25 protein-coding genes and 1 pseudogene are annotated in these 19,992 nt (G+C 50.2%); 16 read left to right on the top strand and 10 right to left on the bottom strand.

The window, feature by feature from the left end; translation table 11 throughout:
* Positions 1-4 precede the first annotated feature (4 nt).
* Entirely contained in the window at positions 5-691 is a 687-nt protein-coding gene (locus tag P40081_RS21225) for a metal-dependent hydrolase (protein WP_042138215.1), read from the top strand.
* 120 nt (positions 692-811) lie between these two features.
* Here the strand turns inward: P40081_RS21225 and P40081_RS21220 are convergent, their stop codons facing one another.
* Positions 812-1,621: an alpha/beta fold hydrolase gene (locus tag P40081_RS21220; protein ID WP_042138213.1), complete on the bottom strand. Its 810-nt coding sequence runs from the start codon at positions 1,619-1,621 to the stop codon at positions 812-814.
* 153 nt (positions 1,622-1,774) lie between these two features.
* On the opposite strand from P40081_RS21220, the gene P40081_RS21215 reads away from it, so the two are divergent.
* Together P40081_RS21215 and P40081_RS21210 are read left to right on the top strand one after the other, a co-directional pair.
* Entirely contained in the window at positions 1,775-2,635 is an 861-nt protein-coding gene (locus P40081_RS21215) for an aminoglycoside phosphotransferase family protein (protein WP_042138211.1), read from the top strand.
* An 86-nt stretch (positions 2,636-2,721) separates the two neighbouring features.
* Entirely contained in the window at positions 2,722-3,705 is a 984-nt protein-coding gene (locus P40081_RS21210) for an aldo/keto reductase (protein ID WP_042138209.1), read from the top strand.
* Between the two features lie 121 nt (positions 3,706-3,826).
* Here the strand turns inward: P40081_RS21210 and P40081_RS21205 are convergent, their stop codons facing one another.
* Positions 3,827-4,057, bottom strand: coding sequence for a hypothetical protein (locus tag P40081_RS21205; protein WP_042138207.1), 231 nt, complete (start codon positions 4,055-4,057; stop codon positions 3,827-3,829).
* Positions 4,058-4,297: 240 nt separating this feature from the next.
* Between P40081_RS21205 and P40081_RS21200 the strand changes: the two genes are divergently transcribed.
* Positions 4,298-5,137 carry a DegV family protein gene (locus P40081_RS21200; protein WP_042138205.1) on the top strand — a complete coding sequence of 280 codons (840 nt, stop codon included), beginning with the start codon at positions 4,298-4,300 and terminating at the stop codon, positions 5,135-5,137.
* A 200-nt stretch (positions 5,138-5,337) separates the two neighbouring features.
* Positions 5,338-5,691 (top strand): hypothetical protein, encoded by a 354-nt coding sequence (locus P40081_RS21195; protein WP_042138203.1) that lies wholly within the window; start codon positions 5,338-5,340, stop codon positions 5,689-5,691.
* Positions 5,692-5,969: 278 nt separating this feature from the next.
* Here P40081_RS21195 and P40081_RS21190 read toward each other — a convergent pair whose 3' ends face one another.
* The 6 genes from P40081_RS21190 to P40081_RS21160 form a co-directional block, all read right to left on the bottom strand.
* On the bottom strand, positions 5,970-6,272 hold the full coding sequence (locus P40081_RS21190; protein WP_042138202.1) for a hypothetical protein: 303 nt from the start codon (positions 6,270-6,272) through the stop codon (positions 5,970-5,972).
* The gene (locus P40081_RS21185; protein WP_042138201.1) at positions 6,262-6,903 is read right to left on the bottom strand and encodes a hypothetical protein; all 642 of its coding nucleotides are present in this window, start codon (positions 6,901-6,903) and stop codon (positions 6,262-6,264) included. Before P40081_RS21185 ends, P40081_RS21190 begins: the two co-directional genes overlap by 11 nt.
* Positions 6,904-7,122: 219 nt before the next feature.
* Positions 7,123-7,341, bottom strand: coding sequence for a hypothetical protein (locus P40081_RS21180; RefSeq protein ID WP_042138200.1), 219 nt, complete (start codon positions 7,339-7,341; stop codon positions 7,123-7,125).
* Between the two features lie 502 nt (positions 7,342-7,843).
* Positions 7,844-8,131 carry a YxcD family protein gene (locus P40081_RS21170; RefSeq protein ID WP_042138197.1) on the bottom strand — a complete coding sequence of 96 codons (288 nt, stop codon included), beginning with the start codon at positions 8,129-8,131 and terminating at the stop codon, positions 7,844-7,846.
* Complete coding sequence (locus P40081_RS21165) at positions 8,131-8,556, bottom strand: membrane protein (RefSeq protein ID WP_039309423.1); 426 nt, start codon at positions 8,554-8,556, stop codon at positions 8,131-8,133. Before P40081_RS21165 ends, P40081_RS21170 begins: the two co-directional genes overlap by 1 nt.
* 257 nt (positions 8,557-8,813) lie before the next feature.
* Entirely contained in the window at positions 8,814-9,392 is a 579-nt protein-coding gene (locus P40081_RS21160; protein ID WP_039309384.1) for a beta-class carbonic anhydrase, read from the bottom strand.
* Between the two features lie 276 nt (positions 9,393-9,668).
* Between P40081_RS21160 and P40081_RS21155 the strand changes: the two genes are divergently transcribed.
* The 8 genes and pseudogenes from P40081_RS21155 to trmD all read left to right on the top strand — a co-directional run bounded on the left by P40081_RS21155 (position 9,669) and on the right by trmD (position 16,182).
* Complete coding sequence (locus P40081_RS21155; protein WP_042138195.1) at positions 9,669-11,186, top strand: carboxypeptidase M32; 1,518 nt, start codon at positions 9,669-9,671, stop codon at positions 11,184-11,186.
* Positions 11,187-11,279: 93 nt separating this feature from the next.
* Positions 11,280-11,927 carry a PAQR family membrane homeostasis protein TrhA gene (gene trhA / locus P40081_RS21150; RefSeq protein WP_039309379.1) on the top strand — a complete coding sequence of 216 codons (648 nt, stop codon included), beginning with the start codon at positions 11,280-11,282 and terminating at the stop codon, positions 11,925-11,927.
* Between the two features lie 148 nt (positions 11,928-12,075).
* Entirely contained in the window at positions 12,076-12,432 is a 357-nt protein-coding gene (locus tag P40081_RS21145; protein WP_039309377.1) for a putative DNA-binding protein, read from the top strand.
* Between the two features lie 21 nt (positions 12,433-12,453).
* Positions 12,454-13,842, top strand: coding sequence for a signal recognition particle protein (ffh, locus tag P40081_RS21140; RefSeq protein WP_042138192.1), 1,389 nt, complete (start codon positions 12,454-12,456; stop codon positions 13,840-13,842).
* A gap of 409 nt (positions 13,843-14,251) precedes the next feature.
* Positions 14,252-14,524: a 30S ribosomal protein S16 gene (gene rpsP, locus P40081_RS21135; RefSeq protein WP_019910363.1), complete on the top strand. Its 273-nt coding sequence runs from the start codon at positions 14,252-14,254 to the stop codon at positions 14,522-14,524.
* Between the two features lie 22 nt (positions 14,525-14,546).
* Positions 14,547-14,777, top strand: coding sequence for a KH domain-containing protein (locus P40081_RS21130; protein ID WP_019910364.1), 231 nt, complete (start codon positions 14,547-14,549; stop codon positions 14,775-14,777).
* A gap of 93 nt (positions 14,778-14,870) precedes the next feature.
* Entirely contained in the window at positions 14,871-15,395 is a 525-nt protein-coding gene (gene rimM, locus P40081_RS21125) for a ribosome maturation factor RimM (protein ID WP_039309371.1), read from the top strand.
* Positions 15,392-16,182 (top strand): annotated as a pseudogene (trmD, locus tag P40081_RS21120) (tRNA (guanosine(37)-N1)-methyltransferase TrmD). Before rimM ends, trmD begins: the two are co-directional and overlap by 4 nt.
* A gap of 921 nt (positions 16,183-17,103) precedes the next feature.
* On the opposite strand, the gene P40081_RS21115 reads toward trmD, so the two are convergent.
* The gene (locus tag P40081_RS21115; RefSeq protein ID WP_039309369.1) at positions 17,104-17,298 is read right to left on the bottom strand and encodes a hypothetical protein; all 195 of its coding nucleotides are present in this window, start codon (positions 17,296-17,298) and stop codon (positions 17,104-17,106) included.
* 229 nt (positions 17,299-17,527) lie between these two features.
* Between P40081_RS21115 and P40081_RS21110 the strand changes: the two genes are divergently transcribed.
* Positions 17,528-17,785, top strand: coding sequence for an LSm family protein (locus tag P40081_RS21110; RefSeq protein WP_042138189.1), 258 nt, complete (start codon positions 17,528-17,530; stop codon positions 17,783-17,785).
* Between the two features lie 52 nt (positions 17,786-17,837).
* On the opposite strand, the gene P40081_RS21105 is transcribed toward P40081_RS21110, so the two are convergent.
* Positions 17,838-18,788, bottom strand: a complete 951-nt coding sequence (locus P40081_RS21105) for a hypothetical protein (protein WP_042138187.1) — start codon at positions 18,786-18,788, stop codon at positions 17,838-17,840.
* Positions 18,789-19,061: 273 nt separating this feature from the next.
* On the opposite strand from P40081_RS21105, the gene P40081_RS21100 reads away from it, so the two are divergent.
* Positions 19,062-19,364: a hypothetical protein gene (locus P40081_RS21100; protein ID WP_144026165.1), complete on the top strand. Its 303-nt coding sequence runs from the start codon at positions 19,062-19,064 to the stop codon at positions 19,362-19,364.
* Positions 19,365-19,606: 242 nt separating this feature from the next.
* Complete coding sequence (gene rplS / locus P40081_RS21095; protein ID WP_039309361.1) at positions 19,607-19,951, top strand: 50S ribosomal protein L19; 345 nt, start codon at positions 19,607-19,609, stop codon at positions 19,949-19,951.
* The last annotated feature ends 41 nt before the right edge of the window (positions 19,952-19,992 follow it).

Raw genomic sequence — 19,992 nt, 5'->3', positions numbered from 1 at the left:
ATCAATGAAAATTATGTACCATGGCCATTCCTGTGTTCAAATCGAGGTAAACGGCAAATCGCTGATTATCGATCCTTTCATTAGCGGCAATGCTGCAGCAGTGACAAAGGTTGAAGATATTAAGACGGATGCGGTGCTGCTGACTCATGCCCATATGGATCACATTCTGGATGCCGCGCCGATTGCCAAAAGTAATAATGTTCCGATTGTAGCTAATGTGGAGTTAGCCTCTTACCTGGAGGGGAAGGGCGCCCAGACGATTGGCATGAACATCGGGGGGACGGTGGATCTTGGTTTTGCCAAAGCGACGATGATCCATGCCTTCCACACCTCCAGCATTACACTCGAAGATGGACAGAGGATCTACGGGGGGACGCCTGCGGGCTTCATTATTGAAGCTGAGGGCCGCACCATTCTGCATGCAGGGGACACCGGGCTGTTCGGAGACCTGAAGATGTTCGGGGAGCTGTACGAGATTGATCTGGCCATTCTGCCGATCGGCGGACATTTCACGATGGGGCCTGAGCATGCACTCATCGCCGCTAAGTGGCTGGGAGCGAGACATGTACTTCCGGTACACTACAATACCTTCCCGCCGATCCGTCAGGATGCGGGTGCTTTCGTTCAGGCGCTGGAAGAAGCGGGAATCAGAGGCTCGGCGCTTGCCTATGGTGAGACGCTGGAGCTGTAAGGTTGTATACAGAAGGATTAAGGATGAACTAACTGATACGTGATTTAAAATGTAAAATGACTAAACAGCCGTTTTTTTGCTTCCGCAAAGAAACGGCTGTTGTTATATGGCGGATGATTTCTACTTGGCGAACCGGGACAGCTCCAGGTTGAATTTATCGCGTTCGTCATAGAATAATCCGTGTCCGCTATTCTCGAAGGGGATCAGTACCGAATTACGGATTCCTTGATGCTGTGCCTCAGCCAGCGGGAAGAAGCACACCTGATCATGAACACCGTGCAGAATCAGCGTAGGCACCTGTATCCGTGGGAGGTCATTAAACAACTCTTCCTCGAGCCAAGCCTTAGAGACAGCGATGGTCGACCAGCTTGCGGCCTCAAGCCCTAATTGGAAGAACCAGTCTGAGAACGGCTGGGATACTTTTTGATAGAAGAAGATTTCGCCGAAATCATACAGCATCTTGGGCCGGTCATCGTAGGTAGACTGAATGATCTGCTCGATAGCTTCTCTGGTCGTTCCGTAAGGGAAGCCCGGCCGCTGAATCAGACTGGGGGCTGCCGAAGCGAATAGCGCAAGCTTGGAGACACCATATCCCTGGTGCCGGGCCATATACCGGATGGCTACGGCTCCGCCGGTTGAATGTCCGCCGAGTGTAATATCCTGCAGCCCAAGTGCCCCGATCACGCAGCGGATATCATCAGCTAAGCGGTTATAATCGTACCGGCCCAGCGGTTTATCCGAATTGCCGAATCCCCGCATGTCCATCCCGATGCAACGGTAGCCCATAGGCACCAGCTGATTGTACTGATATTCGAACATCTGGTGGTTAGCAGGCCAGCCATGGACGAAGAGAATCGTTCGGCTGCCCAGCGGATTGATATCATTAACATAAATCTTCACGTTCGGTTCGACTCTGATCCAATGTTCCATATAGCTTCCCTCATTTATCCGTTGTATGGTTTAATTGGTTTATATTATTCAGGTATCTGAGGAAAGTGCCTAGAATACAAGCAATTGGATTGACAGCAGCTGCATAATGACAAGCGAACAAGAATCAGTCAACGGAAAGGAAGATTCATAACCATGAATAATGTTCTAAGCAATATCCGCTGGAAAGAGCAAAGTGCGGAATATGAGGCGATTCTGCAAAGGGCAGATGAGGCGGTCATTACCCCGCTCGAGGGTGGTCTGGAAGCCGAGGTGTACAGAGTTACACTGCCTGATACAGAGCTTGTGTTCAAAATATGGAACCGGGATTCACGGCCGGATATCTCTATCCAATATAAAGTGCTGGAGCAGATGTACCGGCAGGGCCGTGCGGTGTCACAGCCGTATGCCTGGGGTTTGGACCCCGGGGACAATCAGGTGCTGTTAACCAGCTTTGACGGTGTGCCTCTCACGGAAGCGAATACCACCGTTCTTACAGCAATAGCAGAAAATCTGCTGGATATACATAGGCTTCCACTCGATTCCTTAAGCGGTATAGAAGTACCCGCATATGATTTCGCAGATTACTTCTTCCCGGAGTGGGGAGGTCAGCCGGAGATCAGAATGCTGGCGCTGGGGCTGGCGGACAAGGCGGGAATAACCTCGCATCATCTGATCCATGGAGACTATCATGCGGGCAATATCCTGGAGGCTGCCGGAGCCTACACCATTATTGACTGGACAAATGTCCAGCTGGGCGATCCGAGATATGATATAGCGTGGTCTATTCTAATTATCCGGGTCTATGCGGGGGAGCATTACGCAGAAGTCTACCGTTCAGCATTTCTTGCAAAGAGCAGTTACACTGCAGCTGAGCTTGAGCTATTCGAGGCGCTGGCTTGTCTGCGCTGGCTCCAGCTGTATAGAACTACAGGTATTCCGCTGCAGCCGGATACGCTTGCGATGATGCAGGCTATTCTGGAGCGCAACGGGTATTTGCCGGAAGGTCTGCTCTAAGGTGCCATAAATGATATTGGAATTTGACTGTGGTATGATCAGGGAAGACAAGGCTTCAATTTCAAATCGGGAGGCGGAAGCAGGGAATGAATACTAGAATGTTAGGCGGTAAGCTGCAGGTGTCTGCACTTGGACTCGGCTGTATGGGGATGTCCGATTTCTACAGCGGCCGGGATGAAGCGGAGTCCATCCGCACGATTCACCGGGCCATTGATCTGGGAGTTACTTTTCTGGATACGGCAGATATGTATGGTGTGGGAAGGAATGAGGATCTGGTCGGCAAAGCCGTTAAAGGCAAACGGAACGATGTTGTGCTGGCGACCAAATTCGGCAATGTGCGCAGTCCGGAAGGGCAGATGCTCGGCATAAATGGCCGTCCGGACTATGTGAAGTCAGCTTGCGATGCCAGTCTCCTGCGGCTTGGCGTAGATCATATTGATCTATACTATCAGCACAGGGTAGATCCGAACACGCCAATTGAAGAAACCGTTGGTGCGATGGCCGATCTCGTTGCAGCAGGCAAAATCCGCTACATAGGGCTGTCTGAGGCAGGGACGGCTACCATCCGCCGCGCTCATGCCATTCATCCGGTAACGGCGCTGCAGACCGAATATTCCCTGTGGAGCCGTGAGGTGGAGGACGAAATTCTGCCGCTTGTCCGCGAGCTGGGTATTGGCTTCGTTCCGTACAGTCCGCTGGGGCGCGGTTTCCTGACCGGGCAGATTCAGAGCTTCGAGGATCTGGCTGAGGATGATTACCGCCGCAACTCCCCCCGTTTCCAGGGGGATAATTTCAAGAAGAATCTGGATCTGGTGGAACGCATCAAGCAGATTGCTGCCGGGAAGGGCTGCGAGCCCTCTCAGCTTGCGCTGGCCTGGCTGCTGAAGCAAGGGGAGGACATCGTGCCGATCCCGGGAACGAAACGGACGAAGTATCTGGAAGAGAACGTAGGTGCACTGGAAATAGAGCTGACCTCTGAGGAGCTGCAGCAGATTGATGAGGCTGCGCCTCAAGGGGCTGCCTCGGGCATGCGTTATCCGGAGCAGAGTATGCGAAGCTTGAATCTGTAGCAGTTGCACTTAGGGAACCAGCTAAGAGTGTGCGTTGTATGATAAAAGAGGAGCCGCGTAAGGTATGCGGCTCCTCTTTTTTGGATGCGGTAATGTTCAGCTGCTCCCTATAAAGGGCAAGCTACTTATTCCGTTCAGGGTTCTGCGGCTTCACGCGGGCGGGTCTGGATACCCAATTGCTGCGGTTCATCGGCTTCACTGTATCAATCCGCGGATTCGGAGTTTCCTCAGCGCTGATGTTCTCTGCCGCAGCCGTCTCTGCTGTACCTTCGGATTCTACGTTAGCGGGGGTCTTTTTGGACAGGCCGGCACCATTATGTTTGCCTCTGTTCCACACTTTGTTCTTGCTCATCGTTACACTCCATTTCTATTCACTTATGCATAAACCATATCATAAGACGGGAAGTTAAGAAAGAACCTGATGCAGCTAATAATAGTCGCAGAGAGTAACAATCCTTCAGGCAGAATAGTCTGCTGAGCTGTGAAAAATAGCACTGAGCACAAAAAAACGCTTTTGACAAGTTATAAATTGTACTATTGGTTTACATAAAAGGTGACTATACTAGTATAGAATTGAAAGGAGAGCACCCTGATGCCCATCAAGATTATAACGGATAGCGGTTCCGATTTACCCCCAGATTACGTAGAGCAGTACGACATTTCTATTGTCCATTTGCCGGTTCATTTCGGACATGAACTCATGCCTTATGATACGGACGCGAAGACTTTTTATGCGAAGATGCATGAAGCGAAGGAATTGCCGACTACGGCGAGCCCAAGTCCACAGGTATTCCTGGACAATTTCAAACAAGTGGAAGCAGGCACTGATATTATGGTCATCTGCATGTCCTCCAATATCAGCAGTACTTATCAGACCGCAATGATCGCCAAGGAGATGTACGAGGAAGAAGGACATCCGAATGCGATTGAAATTATAGATTCCAAACTTTTTTCAGGCGGACTGACACTGATTGTGGCTATGGCAGCGAAATGGTCGCTGACGGCAGCAAGTCTGGCTGAATTGAAAGATAAAGTGATGCACAAGGTTGAAGAGACCACCGCTTATTTCACACTGGATACTCTGGAGAATGTGATCAAAGGCGGGCGGCTGAGCCGGATCTCCGGTGCCGTGGCTTCTGTACTGAACATTAAGCTGCTGCTGAAGATCAGCGAAGAGGGAACCGTTGAAGTGGTCGAGAAGACCCGTGGACTTCCTAAGGCGCTGAGTCATCTGCTGGCCAAGCTTGATCAGAAGCAGCATGATTATGAACAGGCGGTAATCGCCATAGTCCATAGCAATTGCGAGATGCTGGCGCTGGAAATCAAGGAGCGTATTCTGGAGAAGCATCCCTTCAAAGAAATTTTGCTGTCCACCATGGGACCTGTGATGGGTACATATGCAGGACAGGGCGGAATCGGCGTTGCTTTTTAGGCTGCTGCAGATTTAATGGAGAATAAGTGAATAGCTAAGCCGTATACAAGGACTTTCTGGTGTACGGCTTTTTAGTTTGCTTTGGTATAGAGGCGGAGGAATTACAGCAAGCGGGGGGAGGGACGGCAGCGGGCTAGGCACCCTGGGCTGGGCATGTGCATAGAATGTAGCAAATCCATTTATACGGAGGTTAAACATTCATGTCGACATATCATAGTGGCCCGCAAACAGCGGTTATCTATCAGGCTGACCCTGCGGTGGTCCAGCATCTGCACGGTGTCCGCGATTCTCTGCACCAGTCCTGCAAGCCTTATTTGAACCATAATGTGAAGGTACAGACCATCGATGGACAGATGCATGAAGGCACCATTGCCGGCATGGACAGCAAACATCTGTACCTCACGGTGACTATAACTACAGAAACGGGACGCGGATACTACAACCCGTATTACAAGCCTTATCCAGGTCCAGGTTATCCGTATCCGGGGCCGGTGAATAATAACGTCATCCTGCCGCTGGTATTATTCGAACTGCTGGCTATTTCGCTAATCTGAAGCGGGTACGGGCCGGCGAGTTGCCCGGATGCGCGCTTGACCGCTGCGGCTATTGTAATAAGTACAGTGAGTAGAGGGGATAACCTGCTCATGCAAAAATAACCGGATCAGCATCTTGCCGATCCGGTTATTGTGATGCGGTTTCTGCATGTAACAAGCTGCCGGATGAATCATCTGGCAGTTGAATTGATGCTGATCGGCTTCTGTGCAGAATCTGATGTGAGGGTGTACTAGAACCCGCAGGATGAAATGCGGTCAAGTTCCAGTGACTGTGCTTCTTATTTGCCGCCTGAATCACCGCTGCTGAGGCTGATGCTATCGGCTTGAGCTGTGCCTGATTTCAGTGTGTACTGTATGATGTCGCCTGCCTTTAGTGTGGACAAGGCGATCGTAGCCTCTGTACGCTTGCCATCGGTAAAAGTAATAGAGATAAGCTTCGTATCCGATGTCACCGTAACAACGGTGGTCTCTTCAGAGAAGCTCATCTGCGCACCGCCCTGTCCCTGCGGTCTGCCGCCTTGGCCGCCACCGTACTGGCCACTGCCCTGGCCGCCGCCTCCGGCTCCCGGCTCACCGCTCACTGCCCGGGCTGCCCGAAGGCTCCGCGCCTTGCGGGGCTCCCGCTGGTGCTGCTCCATCCTGCGGAGCAGCGGATGGCGCTTCGGCTGTATACAGAGTAATCTTGCTGCCGCTGATACTCTTGATCTTGCCGAAGCTCATGGCGGCGCCGGGAGTCTTCCCGCCGCTGCCGCCACCATCTGCGGCAGCTGGCTTCGCGCCCGCGGCCGGGGTTGCTGCCGGCTTCGCGCCAGCGGCAGCCCCTGGCTTGTCCGGCGCGCCTGAGGGAGCGCCGCCAGTACTGCCCGGAGCAGCGCCGCCCGCTGCTCCGCCTCCGGCATCCGCAGGCGCGTCGCCCCCGGGTGCTCCGCCTGCAGGCCCGCCGTCTTGGCTTCCGGCGGGCCGTTCGCCCGCCTTGCCGTCCTGCGGCGGGGCAGCCTGACCGTCCGGCTGGGCACCCGGAGTCTGCTGCGGCTTCACGTCCTCTCCCGGGCCGGGCAGCGGGAGAGGGCTGGCGCTGGCCTCCGGTGCCGCCGTCAGCCCGCCCCCACCTGCAACAAGTCCGCTCTTCAGCTCAATCCTTGACGCAGTTAGCGTACCTTCGGTCAGCGTAACTGTAAGGATATCGCCTGTCTGCAGATCTGCCAGAGTCAAAGCACCGGCGGCTCCATCAGAAGAGGAGCCGGTTTCTGTGGTGACGGATGGAATTACAAACTTCGTATTCTCATCAACGGTAATGACTACTGTCTCGTCTGTAAACTGAAGAGCGGATGTGGAGGGGGCGCCACTGGCGTTGCTTCCTGTCGCGCCATCGCCCGCTGCAATACCAGAAGTACCCGCTGCATCATCCCCGGCCAGATCAAATTCAGCAACTCAGGGCTCTTGGATACCGCCTGATTGAGCCTTATAGAGCGTAATTTCGTTTCCGCTGATGCTGATGATTTTTCCGGTGAAGCTCTGGGCAGCAGTGGCTTCTGTGCTATCTGGACTGGCTACCGGAATAGTCTCTTCCTGTGCCTTGTTGCCGCAGCCTGACAAGAGCAGTGCAGACAGCAGCGTGCCTGTGCACAGGCATTTTGTTAATCTCGACATGATCTCTGGTCCTCCTAGACATAATGTGAGCCCAAGCCTGAACATATGTATTCGTACAAAGTTGCATCAGGGCTATAGACTCTCAGTTTGTGAGCTTCTGCAGTGCCGTCAAGCTTCGCTCATACCCCGTATCATCAGCTGTGACTTCCCCGGCAAGCAAATGTTCTGAGATAATATACCAGCTGTTCCTGAAAGAAAAATGAAAGGTGCATGCTCGCTGATTCGCTGATAACAGAGGTCTCGGGATTTCTCTCCAGAGCAATGATAGTTGGAAATAAGGCACTTAATTCAACACATATTCCGATAATTACGATTTTGCATATCATTAAGTGTTGTTTCTCCAACTATTCCGGCGATAATAATGACTTCGCCAGTAATAGATGCTGTTTTTCCACTTAGTCGGACCCCAACCCCAACCCCAACCCCAACCCCAACCCCAACCCCAATCCGCAAGCACAAAAAAAACCGCCCGCTTAATGCATCAGCGGACGGCGTATGAGTTTTACAAAGTGACAACAGCGGTGATTTCTTCGTCCAGCTCCAGGCGTACATTTTCACGGTAAGCGCGTATGCCGTATTCGCTGTGCAGATAACGCAGAATCGATTCAATCAAATTGGATTCGACCAGGAACTGGCTGCGGCCCTGAACCCAGACCTCTGCGGTGTAACCGGTATCTTCGTCCCAGCTAAGCTCCACCCGGACTTCCTCCACCCGTACAGCTTTGCGTTCAGCCATATGCAGGCAGATTGCATTGATAATCTCGTCCATACTGAGTACGGTAACACTCATTAGTAACGCCCGTCTCTTTCCTGCATTCTGCGCCGTTCCTGTCTGCGCCGGAAGAAGGACATGATCATCATAACGACCAGATAAATGGCCAGCATGTTAATGAAGAGGCCGATGATATTGCCGAAAGCGCCCATGCCGGAGAACATTCCGCCGAAGAGGAAGCCGGCGATCCCGCCGATCATCAGGCCTTTCATCAGACTGCCGCCGCTGAAGAATCCGCGGTTTGCATTCGTTGTGCTTCCGGCTGTGGTGCCTTTGGTGCTATCACTTTGTTTCACATTATTTGTTGTTGATTTCTTCGGGGTAGTGGTGAATCCCCGGCTTCCCGATTTGAAGCCGCCGCCACGGCGGGCATCTGCAAAGTCAGGAGCAGTTACGGCAAAGAATAGAGTGAAGGCCATGACGATCATCATTACACGTTTCATTGATTTCATTTAGTACGAGAACCTCCCAGAAGTGTGGTAAATACAGACATTCCAGAATCTGCAGCGGACAAAACCATTCTTTTAACGATTAGCATCCGTCTTGTTCACATTAGTTTCTGTGTGTCTGCCCGGTAATACGCAGGTTACCCTCAGGAGGTTTCAATTTTTAATAATCACAAATAGAAATGTTAACTGGCTTCAAGGTTCCGGCAGGCCAAAAAAAGTGCGTGGATCCAGGATCCACGCAAACAGCAGTTTCAGAGAGTTGCCTTATGCTCCGCGTATCCATCCGAGACAAGCTCAAGCGCTCCGGTTGCCGGATCGATGATCATGCCGTGAATAGGTACGTTTGGGGGGAGTAAGGGATGGCGCTTGATCAGCTCCACAGTCTGAATTACCCCTTCCTCCACATTGTCAAACCCGCGCAGCCATTTGGTCAGCTTAATTCCCGAATTCTCCAAAGTGTCGAGCACCTGCTCCGAAACGCCGCGTTCCTTAATAGAATTGATCATCCGGTCCGCATTCAGGGAGGCCATGCCGCATTCATAATGCCCGACGACGATAACTTCATCCGCATCCAGCTCATACAGCGCAACCATTACGCTGCGCATTACGCTTCCGAACGGCTGGGAGATGACGGCTCCGGCATTTTTGATGATTTTGACATCGCCGTTCTTGAAATTCATCGCTTTGGGCAGAAGCTCAACTAACCGGGTATCCATGCAGGTGATGATCAGCATTTTTTTATCCGGAAAGCGGCTGGTCAGATAGGCTTCGTATTCTTTTTCCTCAACAAAATGCTTGTTAAATTTCATAATTTCTGTGACCTGACTCATGAGCATGCTGCCTCCTCAAAGTTAAATGATAATAGACTTCTTCTGAAATCCCTTCGTACAGCCCCCCCTTGGGAAGCTTACGCAATAAGTTGTTATTCATTCTACATCTTCTTGCCGCGAACTTAAAGTCAGTAATCAGAATTCCCCGGGTTCACGGTATTCATTAGAATATAAGTATTTTAAATTGAAGATGTCTATTCTGAATTTGATTATAGCCATTAATAAAAGTATCATCAAGAGGAGTGGATAAATTAGACAAGGGCAGGTGCTCAACCAATGGAACAACTGGTCAAAGAAGAGTGGGATAAATTTAAAGAGCTATTATCCAAAATCAGAGGCTATTATGAAGCTATTGGGCTCCTGGGCTGGGATTTGCGTACAGGTGCGCCGCGTAAAGGTGTGGAGATGCGATCAGCCACGCTTGGCATGCTGAGTGCAGAAGCGTTCAAACTGCAGGTATCGGAGGAGATCGGTGCTTTTACCGAATACTTCAGCCGTCCGGAAGTGATGAGCCAGTTAAGCGATAATGAGAACAAGATCGTGAAGGATACCCGCAAAGAGTACAGCCGCAGCAAGAGCATTCCTTCCAAAAAATTCGAGGAGTACTCTGTCCTGACCGCCCATGCCCAGACCATCTGGGAAGAAGCCAAGGATAACAATGATTTTGCCTCCTTCGAGCCTTACCTGACCAAGATTGTTGAGTTCAAACAGGAGTTTATCGATTATTGGGGAGTAGAAGGATCCCGTTATGATACGCTGCTGGATATGTATGAACCGGATCTGACGGTGGCCAAAGTGGACGACATCTTCAGCCGTCTGCGCAGCCGTCTTGTTCCTCTTGCCGAAGCGATCAGCGCGTCGCCGAACAAGCCGGATACGGAATTCCTGAGTCAAATTTTCCCCAAAGAGCAGCAGGAGAAGTTCGGTCTCTTCCTGCTTGAGCAGATGGGCTACGACTTTGAGGCAGGACGTCTGGATGAAAGTGTGCATCCGTTCGCTACGGGCCTGAATCCCGGCGATGTGCGCATCACAACAAACTATCTGCTGGATAATGTGACCAGTTCGATCTTCAGCTCATTGCATGAAGGCGGACATGCCCTGTACGAGCAGAATTTCGGTGAAGAGATTATTGGTACACCGCTGGCTCAAGGCGCATCCATGGGGATTCACGAGTCCCAGTCCAGACTATGGGAGAATATGATCGGCCGCAGCCGGGCCTTCTGGCAGCGTTACTACGGCGATCTGCAGCAGCATTTCCCGGAACAGCTTGCAAATGTGGAAATGGAGGATTTCTACCGCGCCATCAACAGTGTAGGCAATTCCTTCATCCGCATCGAAGCCGATGAGCTGACTTACAACCTGCATATTATTGTACGCTACGAAATCGAGAAGCTTATTTTCAATGAAGGGCTTGAAGTGAAGGATCTGCCGAAGACCTGGAACGCGAAGTATCAGGAATATCTCGGTATAACCCCTCCTACGGATGCGCTTGGCGTGCTGCAGGATGTTCACTGGTCGGGAGGAGACTTCGGATATTTCGCTTCTTATTCACTGGGCAACATGTACGCAGCCCAAATGCTCAATACGCTGCGCAAGGAGCTTCCGGAGTTCGAGGAGCTGATTGCTGCCGGAAACCTGCTGCCGATCAAAGAATGGCTCACCGACAAAATCTACCGCTACGGTCAGAGCCTGACACCCTCGCAGATTATCGAGCAGGTAACAGGGGAACCGCTGAACCCGGATTATCTGGCGGATTATCTGGAAGCAAAGTACACTGACCTGTACAAGCTGTAACCGGAGAAGTATTCCTTGCGGCTGCCGTAAGCTGGAAGGACCTCAGGGAAAGAGCTATAATAGAAGGAAACCGCAAATGGAAGGAATAGTGGGATGGCTAATACTCACACTTACAGCCGCAAGGAAGAGGTTGCGAACGCGATTACACACGGGATTGGTGCAGTATTAAGTATTGCTGCGCTGGTTCTGCTGGTCGTATATGCTGTCCAGAATGGTACGGCCTGGCATGTTGTCAGTTTCTCCATATATGGGGTAACTATGCTGCTGCTGTATTTTAATTCAACAATGGTGCATAGTCTCAGGGACGGCAAGGCGAAGGACTTCTTTGAATTCCTCGACCACTCTTCAATTTATTTATTTATCGCTGGAACGTATACACCCTTTATGCTGGTGGCGATCCGGGGGCCGCTGGGCTGGACTTTATTCGGAATCGCCTGGGGAGTAGCGGTATTCGGCGTCTTTTTCAAAGCGTTTTTCGTCAAAAAGTTCCTGTTCATGTCGACCATATTCTACATCGCCATGGGCTGGATGATCGTGATCGCCTGGAGCCCTCTGTCTGAGGTTGTGGCCAGCGGCGGCATGACTCTGTTGATGGTAGGCGGTCTGCTGTACACGCTTGGCACAGTTTTTTATGTGTGGCGCGGCTTCCCGTACCATCATGCCATCTGGCATTTGTTCGTGCTTGCAGGGACGATTCTTCACTTCTTCGTTGTATTCTTATACATCCTGCCGATTCACTAAGCAGGCCGGAATTTACCTCCGAAATGCCGGTTTCAGGCAAAGAAAAAGATGACAAGCAAAAAGGCTTGACATCTTTCTTTGTTTTCGGTATCATAAGGGACGTTGTGAAGCTGTAAAGTGTTTTTCCTTGACGAAGGGAGTGCCCTTAATGAGTCAGGAGAATAGGCTCGAGAAAACCAACCGGATCAACCTGCTATTTGCTTTCTACGAACGGCTGCTTACTGACAAGCAGCAAACGTTTCTCAAATATTATTTCCACGATGATTTCTCCCTGGGAGAGATTGCTGCGGAATTTGAAATCAGCCGTCAAGCTGTGTATGAGCATATTAAGCGGGCGGAGCAAGTTCTTGAGAATTATGAAGAGAAGCTTGGACTGCTGTCCAAACATGAAGACCGCAACAGATATTTAGAAGAACTGCGCAGACTGCCGGACAATGGGATGCTGCCTGAGCAATATAAACTGCGGTTCACGGACATCGTGGATCGTTTGCAGAGGTTAGAGTAGCATGAAGGGAGCAAGCCGCATATGGCATTTGAAGGTTTAACCGGAAGATTGCAGAATGTGTTCAGCAAACTGCGCGGCAAAGGGAAAGTATCCGAAGAAGACGTAAACGAAGCCATGCGCGAAGTGCGGCTGGCCCTTCTGGAAGCCGATGTTAACTTCAAAGTCGTCAAGGACTTCGTGTCCAAGGTGAAAGAGAAGTCCGTCGGCAAGGAAGTGATGGACAGCTTCACGCCAGGCATGGTCATTATCGACATCGTTAACAAGGAACTGACTGAGCTGATGGGCGGAAGCCAGGCGAAGCTGGCGAAGTCGAACAAGCCGCCGACTGTCATTATGATGACGGGTCTGCAAGGTGCGGGTAAGACAACTACTTCGGGCAAGCTGGCGAAGCTACTGCAGAAGGGCAATCACCGCCCGCTGCTCGTAGCGGCTGACATCTACCGTCCTGCGGCGATCAAGCAGCTGCAGGTGCTGGGAGAGCAAATCAAGGTTCCGGTCTTCTCGCTGGGTGATCAGACAAGTCCGGTGGAAATCGCCAGACAAGGTGTTCAGCATGCGAAGGACAATAACCTAGATTATGTCATTATCGATACTGCAGGCCGCCTGCATATTGATGAAGAGCTGATGGAAGAGCTGAAGCAGATACATAACGTCGTAACTCCGGACGAAGTGCTGCTTGTAGTCGATGCCATGACCGGTCAGGATGCCGTGAATGTGGCGGACAGCTTCAACAAACAGCTGGAGCTTACCGGCGTAGTACTGACGAAGCTTGATGGTGACACCCGTGGTGGTGCTGCGTTGTCAGTCAAGGCCGTAACCGGCTGCCCGATCAAATTCGCTGCTCTTGGCGAGAAGATCGACGCGCTGGAGCCGTTCCATCCAGAACGTATGGCATCACGGATACTCGGTATGGGCGATATGCTGTCGCTGATCGAGAAGGCTCAGGCCAATATCGATACCGAGAAAGCGAAGGAAATGGAACGTAAGATGCGTAATGCGGAATTTACGTTCGACGATTTCCTGGAGCAGATGGATCAGGTCAAGAAGCTTGGCCCGATCGACCAGATTCTTGATATGCTGCCTGGCATGAACAAAGCCAAAGGCATGAAGGATCTGAAAGTTGACGATAAGCAGATGGGACGCGTCGAAGCCATTGTTCATTCCATGACCAAGGCCGAGAAGGCCCAGCCTGAGATCATCAACCACAACCGCCGCAAGCGTATTGCTGCCGGCAGCGGTACCAACGTCGCCGAGGTTAACCGGCTCATCAAGCAGTTCGATGAAATGCGCAAGATGATGAAGCAGTTCTCCGGCATGATGGGCGGCGGAGGCAAGGGCGGCAAGAAGAACGCCATGAAGCAGCTTAAAGGCCTTGGCGGCAAGGGCGGTATGAAGTTCCCTTTCCGTTGATCTCTATAAGGTTTACCATAGATCAGATATAGTACAACATCAGATGATTGCAAGAGTTTTGATCTTTATAGATCAGACATAGTACAACATCAGATGATCGAGAGTGGTTTTGATCCTAGTCTCTTGATCTCAGTCTCTTGATCTTTTAATCTTTTAATCTCTTTCCTGTATCAAGGTAACGCCGCAGTTAAGCGTATCCCGCAGGGAAGAAAAGCGATCCTGCTCCAACATCTCAAGGTCCCGCCAGTCTGAACGCCTACGCCAGTTGCACTTAGCCGGGTGTCCAGAGGGCAGAGCCCTTGGGGCCCTCCCTTGGAAGGGAGGGTTTGGGAGGGATCGAAAAGCCTTGATAAAGGTTTGTCCCAAAGGTTAATAATAATTCCGATATTCTTATAAGGAGGTGAATTTCGTGGCAGTACGTATTCGTTTGAAAAGAATGGGAGCACATAAAGCGCCTTTCTACCGTGTAGTGGTTTCCGATTCCCGGTCCCCTCGTGACGGTCGTTTTATCGAGGAAATCGGTTATTATAATCCGATTGAAGTACCGGCAGTCGTTAAGATTGATGAGGAAAAAGCTCTTAAATGGCTTCAAACAGGTGCACAAGCATCTGATACCGTCCGCAACCTGCTTTCTAAGGCTGGCGTGATGAAGAAGTTCCATGAGCTGAAGCAACAGAAATAATGACTGATTGCGAGGGTCCTCTATGGAAGAATTAGTTGGTGTTATTGCTAAGGCTTTAGTGGATCATCCAGAGGATGTGACCGTACGGACCGTGGAGAAGGATCACCTGATTGTCTATGAGCTCTCCGTACATCCTGATGATGTCGGTAAGGTCATCGGCAAGCAGGGGCGGATCGCCAAAGCGCTTCGTACCGTAGTTACATCTGCAGCAGTCAAGAGCGATAAACGCGTTACCGTAGATATTTTATCTTAAGTGTGCGTACAATGAGGGGCTAGGGATAGTATATCCCGGCTCCTTTTTGTTGAAATATATAGATAGTCGAAACTTGTCAAAGGAGAGGATCACATGACGGAAGAGTTAACAGTAGGCAGACTGGTGAATACCCACGGTATCCGCGGAGAGGTCAAAATCCTGTCGCATACCGATTTCCCGGAAGTGCGCTTTGCACCCGGCAAAAAGCTGCTGCTGATTCCGGCGGACGGAAGCCCGAAATTCGAGGTGACGGTAGAATCCGCGAAAGAACACAAAGGTATGTATATAGCCAAGCTGAAGGGCTATACCAATATTAATGAGGTTGAGAAATATAAGGGCAGTATGCTTAAAGTGCCAAGCGATGACCTGGTGGAACTGCCGGAGAATGAATATTATTTCCACCAAATCGTTGGCTGTGAAGTGTACACCGATGAAGACGCCAGCCAGCCGCTGGGTACAATCACGGAGATTCTGCAGCCTGGTGCCAATGACGTCTGGGTGGTGAAGCCGGCCAAAGGCCAGGATATCCTGATTCCGGTCATCAATGATGTAGTGCTTGACGTGGATATCGAGGCCAAAAAAATCACGGTGCACATTATGGAAGGGCTGCTTCCATGATCCGGATTGATGTGCTGACACTCTTTCCAGAGATGTGTGAAGGTGTATTCGGCACAAGCATACTCGGCAAAGCCCGTGACAAAGGCATCGTATCGCTGAATGCGGTGAACTTCCGTGATTTCTCAGGAAACAAGCATAACAGCGTGGATGATACGCCGTATGGCGGAGGCGGGGGATGGTGCTTAAGCCAGACCCGATCTTTGCGGCGGTAGAGCATGTGCTGGCTGAGACCAGCACTGAAGCAGGTGCGGCTGAATCCGCTATAGAACCGGCGGCGAAGCCGCGGATAATTCTCATGTGTCCGCAGGGCCAGACGTATAATCAGCAGATCGCAGAGGAGCTGGCGCAGGAGCAGCATCTGATCTTCATCTGCGGCCATTATGAAGGCTATGATGAGCGGATCCGCGAGCATCTGGTGACGGACGAGCTATCGATTGGCGACTATGTACTGACCGGCGGTGAATTGCCTGCCCTGACTGTCATTGACTCGGTAGTGCGGCTGCAGCCGGGGGCGCTGGGTAACGAGACCTCTGCAGTAACCGACTCCTTCAGCACGGGGCTGCTGGAATATCCGCATTATACCCGTCCTGCAGAATTCCGCGGCTGGAAGGTGCCTGATATGCTTCTGAGCGGACATCATGCCAACATTGAGGTATGGCGGCGCGAGCAGGCGCTGCAGCGCACACTTGAGCGCAGACCGGACCTGCTGGAGACAGCAGAGCTTTCGGCGAAAGACAAGCTGACACTGAAGCGGCTGCAGGAGCAGGCAAGCCTGAATAACAAATAAATGAAAATTGGGCCCGGAGAAGAGTCATAGATAGCGTCTTTTTAACGTATATTACGTTAGGGAGGCGTTTTTTGCTATGTGCTGAGAAGTGGAGACTGATCAAATCCATAGAACAAATTAGCAGACACAGAAGATTCACACAAAAAATAAGAGCGGATGTGCGTTAATGCCCTTTTTTTAGGGTAATGAATAGAGGTGCCGCGATCATACATGCAGCTTTAGACGCAGCTAGCTTAATTATCGAAAGGAATGACTGAAAGTGACTACGAATACGCATGAACCCTTCAAGCCAGCCGTGGACACTGTCCACAAGGAGGCGGAGCCGCTCCGCACAGTAAGCGATATTATTGATTTCTATAAGAATCGTAAATCGTAACCCTCTAACTCAAGGAATGAACAAGACCCTGGAAGCAGGTTCCATAGGCTCGGTGATACTGTAGCAGAGCACACAAATAACCGCTAAAGACAGACGGACCCTAAGTTCGCTGGCTTTAGCGGTTATTTATTTCGTGATGGAGTGTAGAGAAACAGATCTATAGACACAAAACAACCCGTCTACATTCTGATCCCATAAAAAAAGACCGTCCGTAGACGGTCTTTCTACCCGAGGCGCTAGTTTGTACCTTTGATCCGTATCCCGCGCCACCAGGGCCAGTGATTCAGCCGTTGGTCCGGGTAAGGGATACGTTCAGCATGTCATGCTTGATGTGAACGCACCTCCTTTCCTTGTGCCAAGAGTATAGCATAGCTTATATGAAAAATCCATAAAATTTGAATAATAGTTTTAAAAAAATAAATATAAAATGTACTTGAAAGTAAAATAATTTAGGTTCGAATCCTGTTACTCCGATCCAAAAAACACTTCCGTCAGGGCCGTTAGCTCTGTGGAAGTGTTTTTAACTTTTATGCGAATAACGCCGGTTAAGCTCTGCCCCTGTCCCTATCCTGGCGGGTAAGCATGATGATCCCGGTGACCAGTGAATATACAGCAACAACCATAAGCAGTACAATAGCCCAAGTATAATTGCGCACCGTGTAGGTGAGCGATGTGAATATGATGAACCAGGCGATACGAAGTACTCCTTCATTAATGAAACGTCTGCCTGCTGTGCTCATGATTCCTGCCTCCTTATGAATTGTAGATTATTGTTCACAATCGTAAGCGCTTCAATTCGTATTATTATCTTAATAATACCCCTTTTCTTCGAAAAATGATACACAATGTTCACAAGTTCTTGAATTCACAGCTGCAATAATTATAGACATTTGCCTCATGGCTATTGCCGTTACCGGCTTATCCCTCCCCTCATAAGATACAGAAACACGATTGAGGAGGAATCAGCAGATGGAAGCTTATTATAATTGTCTCCATTGTAAAAATAAGCGGGTGCGCATTATGACCACTGACGGCAAACGTCATGAAGGGGTTATTGTGGATGTGGACCAGAACAATGTGTATCTGAAAACAAAAGGCAACGGCAAAATGAAAACCTCGGCATTCTATCCGGGGGGCGCAGGGAATTATTATGGGGGGTACTTCGGCTATGGTAGCGAAATCCTTACACTCAGCCTGTTTACTTTGCTGGCCATTGCGCTGATCTGATAAGAGCACAAATTAAAAAGTGGGCTCCTGGAAAACAGGAACGCCCACTTTTCTAATTATTAACGGATATTGCTCCAATCTGGGTAGTTAGCGTTACCAGCGGACCGCCGCCGTTATAATCCTGCTTGCCGCCTGCAGCGCCGGCTATATGGCCCAGCTCACTCTCTGCTTCCACAGTACATTGTACTGAACTGGCAAGATCGGCGGATATTTTACCTATATCGCTTTCAGCTTTAAGACTACTGCCGCTATCCATACTGGAAATACCAAGCTCGATACTTCCTGTATTAGACTTAATTGAAGATTTGCCTGTGAAAACAGTATCCTGAAGAATGATGCTTCCGACATTGCTGACGATATCAAAGGTACCCTGCAGACCGCGGAGCTGTGTGGAGCCTACATTATTATTGATCTCAACATGGTTCACTGTATCCGGAAGCTCAACTACATAATTAATACTGAAGTCTGAATGCCCGTATTCCTTCTGTGACCAGTCCCAGAGATTCTTCTTCGGGCTATCCTCTCCGTGAGCGGAGACGGTCAGCACGCCACCTTTATGTTCAATCGATACTTCAGCGTGGTCAAGTACCTCGGAAGCGGCGTCGTTAGACGAACGTTCGTGGACAACAACGGTGGCTTTGACAACAATCTTGTCCCCGGAAGCGGGAACTAAGCTGATTTCACCCAGAACATTATCAAGCTTAAATACAGAGGCTGAACCCGCCGGCAGGGAGGTGGAGAATTCTCTGCTGATACCCTCATCATTAATCTTTTGTTCAATCCTGTCTGTTGTCGTCTGGACTGCATCTCCTAGCGAGACGGTTGCCTTTCCGATGCTCTGCTTAACCGCCTCTGCGGCTTCCTGCTGGAAGTTTCCGGACAGACGCTGCTCCAGCTGATGATCTGCTGCCTCTTTACCGGGAAGCTCCCTGCATCCGGCCAGTAAAGCGATGGAAAAGACGGCTACTGCTGCAACAATTGCGGTGTTGTGATTTTTCTTCAATATATATACCCTCCTGAAGGTTAGTAATTTGCTTATGTATATTTATTATTATATATTATGGAAAATATATGGATAACGGGCTGGCGGCGGGTTGCTGTACTGGACCATAGTCCAGTACAGCATGTTGACTACATTTTGATGATGCAATATGTTAAACTAGCGTTAGATCTAAAGACCGGAATAATCATTCCTGGCAGCTGGAACAGACCGGCACAGAAGGTAAGGCGGAACCAGGTCTGTTTACTATTTTGACTGATGAAGTCAGAGGAGCGGATGAGCCAAATGCAATATGCGGCGGTCTTCATTATTTTGTTGGTTGGTGCAGTTGTTTATGTAATTTCCCGCAACCGGATGAACAGGGAGCAGCCTCAAGCACCAATAACGGTTAAAGCCAGCAACGTAATATCTATGGAAGGGCACCGCAAGGCTAAGCAGAACGCTGCAGATCAGCTTTGCTCTTCCTGTAAGAAGAGAAACGGCAAGCTGGTTTTTTATGCCCAGGATAACGGAAGTGTGGTCGGACTCTGCAAGGATTGCAAGGTCAAAGCGAAGAAACGGGATATGCTGCCACTCTAAACAAGTAGCAACGCTATGCCGTCCTTAACAGGACGGTACCGTTTCAGCGAGAAATAGAAGGGGAATTTATAGTGCGAAGCATATATATTCTTCTATATTGAATTTTATACTTGTCTTTATTTCTGCCGTGTGGTAATATTATTTCTGTTGTGTGGAATACGGTGGTCCTCTGCGGATAATGAGGGAGAGCAATGGCTCTCCGGAAGAGGCAAGAACACCTGTACGGAAGGAGGAAGTCCTAAATGAATATCCTACAAGCAATTACGCAAGAGCAACTTCGCAAAGATATCCCGAGTTTTCGCCCGGGTGACACTTTGAAGGTGCATGTAAAAGTTATCGAAGGAACTCGTGAACGGATCCAGTTGTTCGAAGGCGTTGTAATCAAACGTCGCGGCGGTGGTATCGGTGAGACTTTTACAGTTCGTAAAATCTCTTATGGTGTTGGTGTGGAAAGAACATTCCCAATCAACTCCCCTAAGCTCGAAAAAATCGAAGTGGCTCGCCGTGGTAAAGTTCGTCGTGCGAAGCTGTACTATCTTCGTGAACTGCGCGGTAAAGCTGCAAGAATTAAAGAAATCCGTCGCTAGAATAGCGGCAAGTGAAAGGGGCTTGAATTCAAGCCCCTTTC

This window comes from Paenibacillus sp. FSL P4-0081, from assembly GCF_000758565.1.
In the GTDB taxonomy this organism is placed as follows: Bacteria; Bacillota; Bacilli; order Paenibacillales; family Paenibacillaceae; genus Paenibacillus_AQ; species Paenibacillus_AQ phytohabitans.
The sequence above is the reverse complement of the archived record's forward strand: the minus strand, read 5'-3'. Positions and strand labels throughout refer to the sequence as shown.

Coding starts and splice junctions, on each gene's coding strand:
- P40081_RS21225 (WP_042138215.1), top strand. CDS start 5: ATGAAAATTATGTACCATGGCCATTCCTGTGTTCAAATCGAGGTAAAC.
- P40081_RS21220 (WP_042138213.1), bottom strand. CDS start 1,621: ATGGAACATTGGATCAGAGTCGAACCGAACGTGAAGATTTATGTTAAT.
- P40081_RS21215 (WP_042138211.1), top strand. CDS start 1,775: ATGAATAATGTTCTAAGCAATATCCGCTGGAAAGAGCAAAGTGCGGAA.
- P40081_RS21210 (WP_042138209.1), top strand. CDS start 2,722: ATGAATACTAGAATGTTAGGCGGTAAGCTGCAGGTGTCTGCACTTGGA.
- P40081_RS21205 (WP_042138207.1), bottom strand. CDS start 4,057: ATGAGCAAGAACAAAGTGTGGAACAGAGGCAAACATAATGGTGCCGGC.
- P40081_RS21200 (WP_042138205.1), top strand. CDS start 4,298: ATGCCCATCAAGATTATAACGGATAGCGGTTCCGATTTACCCCCAGAT.
- P40081_RS21195 (WP_042138203.1), top strand. CDS start 5,338: ATGTCGACATATCATAGTGGCCCGCAAACAGCGGTTATCTATCAGGCT.
- P40081_RS21180 (WP_042138200.1), bottom strand. CDS start 7,341: ATGTCGAGATTAACAAAATGCCTGTGCACAGGCACGCTGCTGTCTGCA.
- P40081_RS21170 (WP_042138197.1), bottom strand. CDS start 8,131: ATGAGTGTTACCGTACTCAGTATGGACGAGATTATCAATGCAATCTGC.
- P40081_RS21165 (WP_039309423.1), bottom strand. CDS start 8,556: ATGAAACGTGTAATGATGATCGTCATGGCCTTCACTCTATTCTTTGCC.
- P40081_RS21160 (WP_039309384.1), bottom strand. CDS start 9,392: ATGAGTCAGGTCACAGAAATTATGAAATTTAACAAGCATTTTGTTGAG.
- P40081_RS21155 (WP_042138195.1), top strand. CDS start 9,669: ATGGAACAACTGGTCAAAGAAGAGTGGGATAAATTTAAAGAGCTATTA.
- trhA (WP_039309379.1), top strand. CDS start 11,280: ATGGCTAATACTCACACTTACAGCCGCAAGGAAGAGGTTGCGAACGCG.
- P40081_RS21145 (WP_039309377.1), top strand. CDS start 12,076: ATGAGTCAGGAGAATAGGCTCGAGAAAACCAACCGGATCAACCTGCTA.
- ffh (WP_042138192.1), top strand. CDS start 12,454: ATGGCATTTGAAGGTTTAACCGGAAGATTGCAGAATGTGTTCAGCAAA.
- P40081_RS21130 (WP_019910364.1), top strand. CDS start 14,547: ATGGAAGAATTAGTTGGTGTTATTGCTAAGGCTTTAGTGGATCATCCA.
- rimM (WP_039309371.1), top strand. CDS start 14,871: ATGACGGAAGAGTTAACAGTAGGCAGACTGGTGAATACCCACGGTATC.
- P40081_RS21115 (WP_039309369.1), bottom strand. CDS start 17,298: ATGAGCACAGCAGGCAGACGTTTCATTAATGAAGGAGTACTTCGTATC.
- P40081_RS21110 (WP_042138189.1), top strand. CDS start 17,528: ATGGAAGCTTATTATAATTGTCTCCATTGTAAAAATAAGCGGGTGCGC.
- P40081_RS21100 (WP_144026165.1), top strand. CDS start 19,062: ATGAGCCAAATGCAATATGCGGCGGTCTTCATTATTTTGTTGGTTGGT.
- rplS (WP_039309361.1), top strand. CDS start 19,607: ATGAATATCCTACAAGCAATTACGCAAGAGCAACTTCGCAAAGATATC.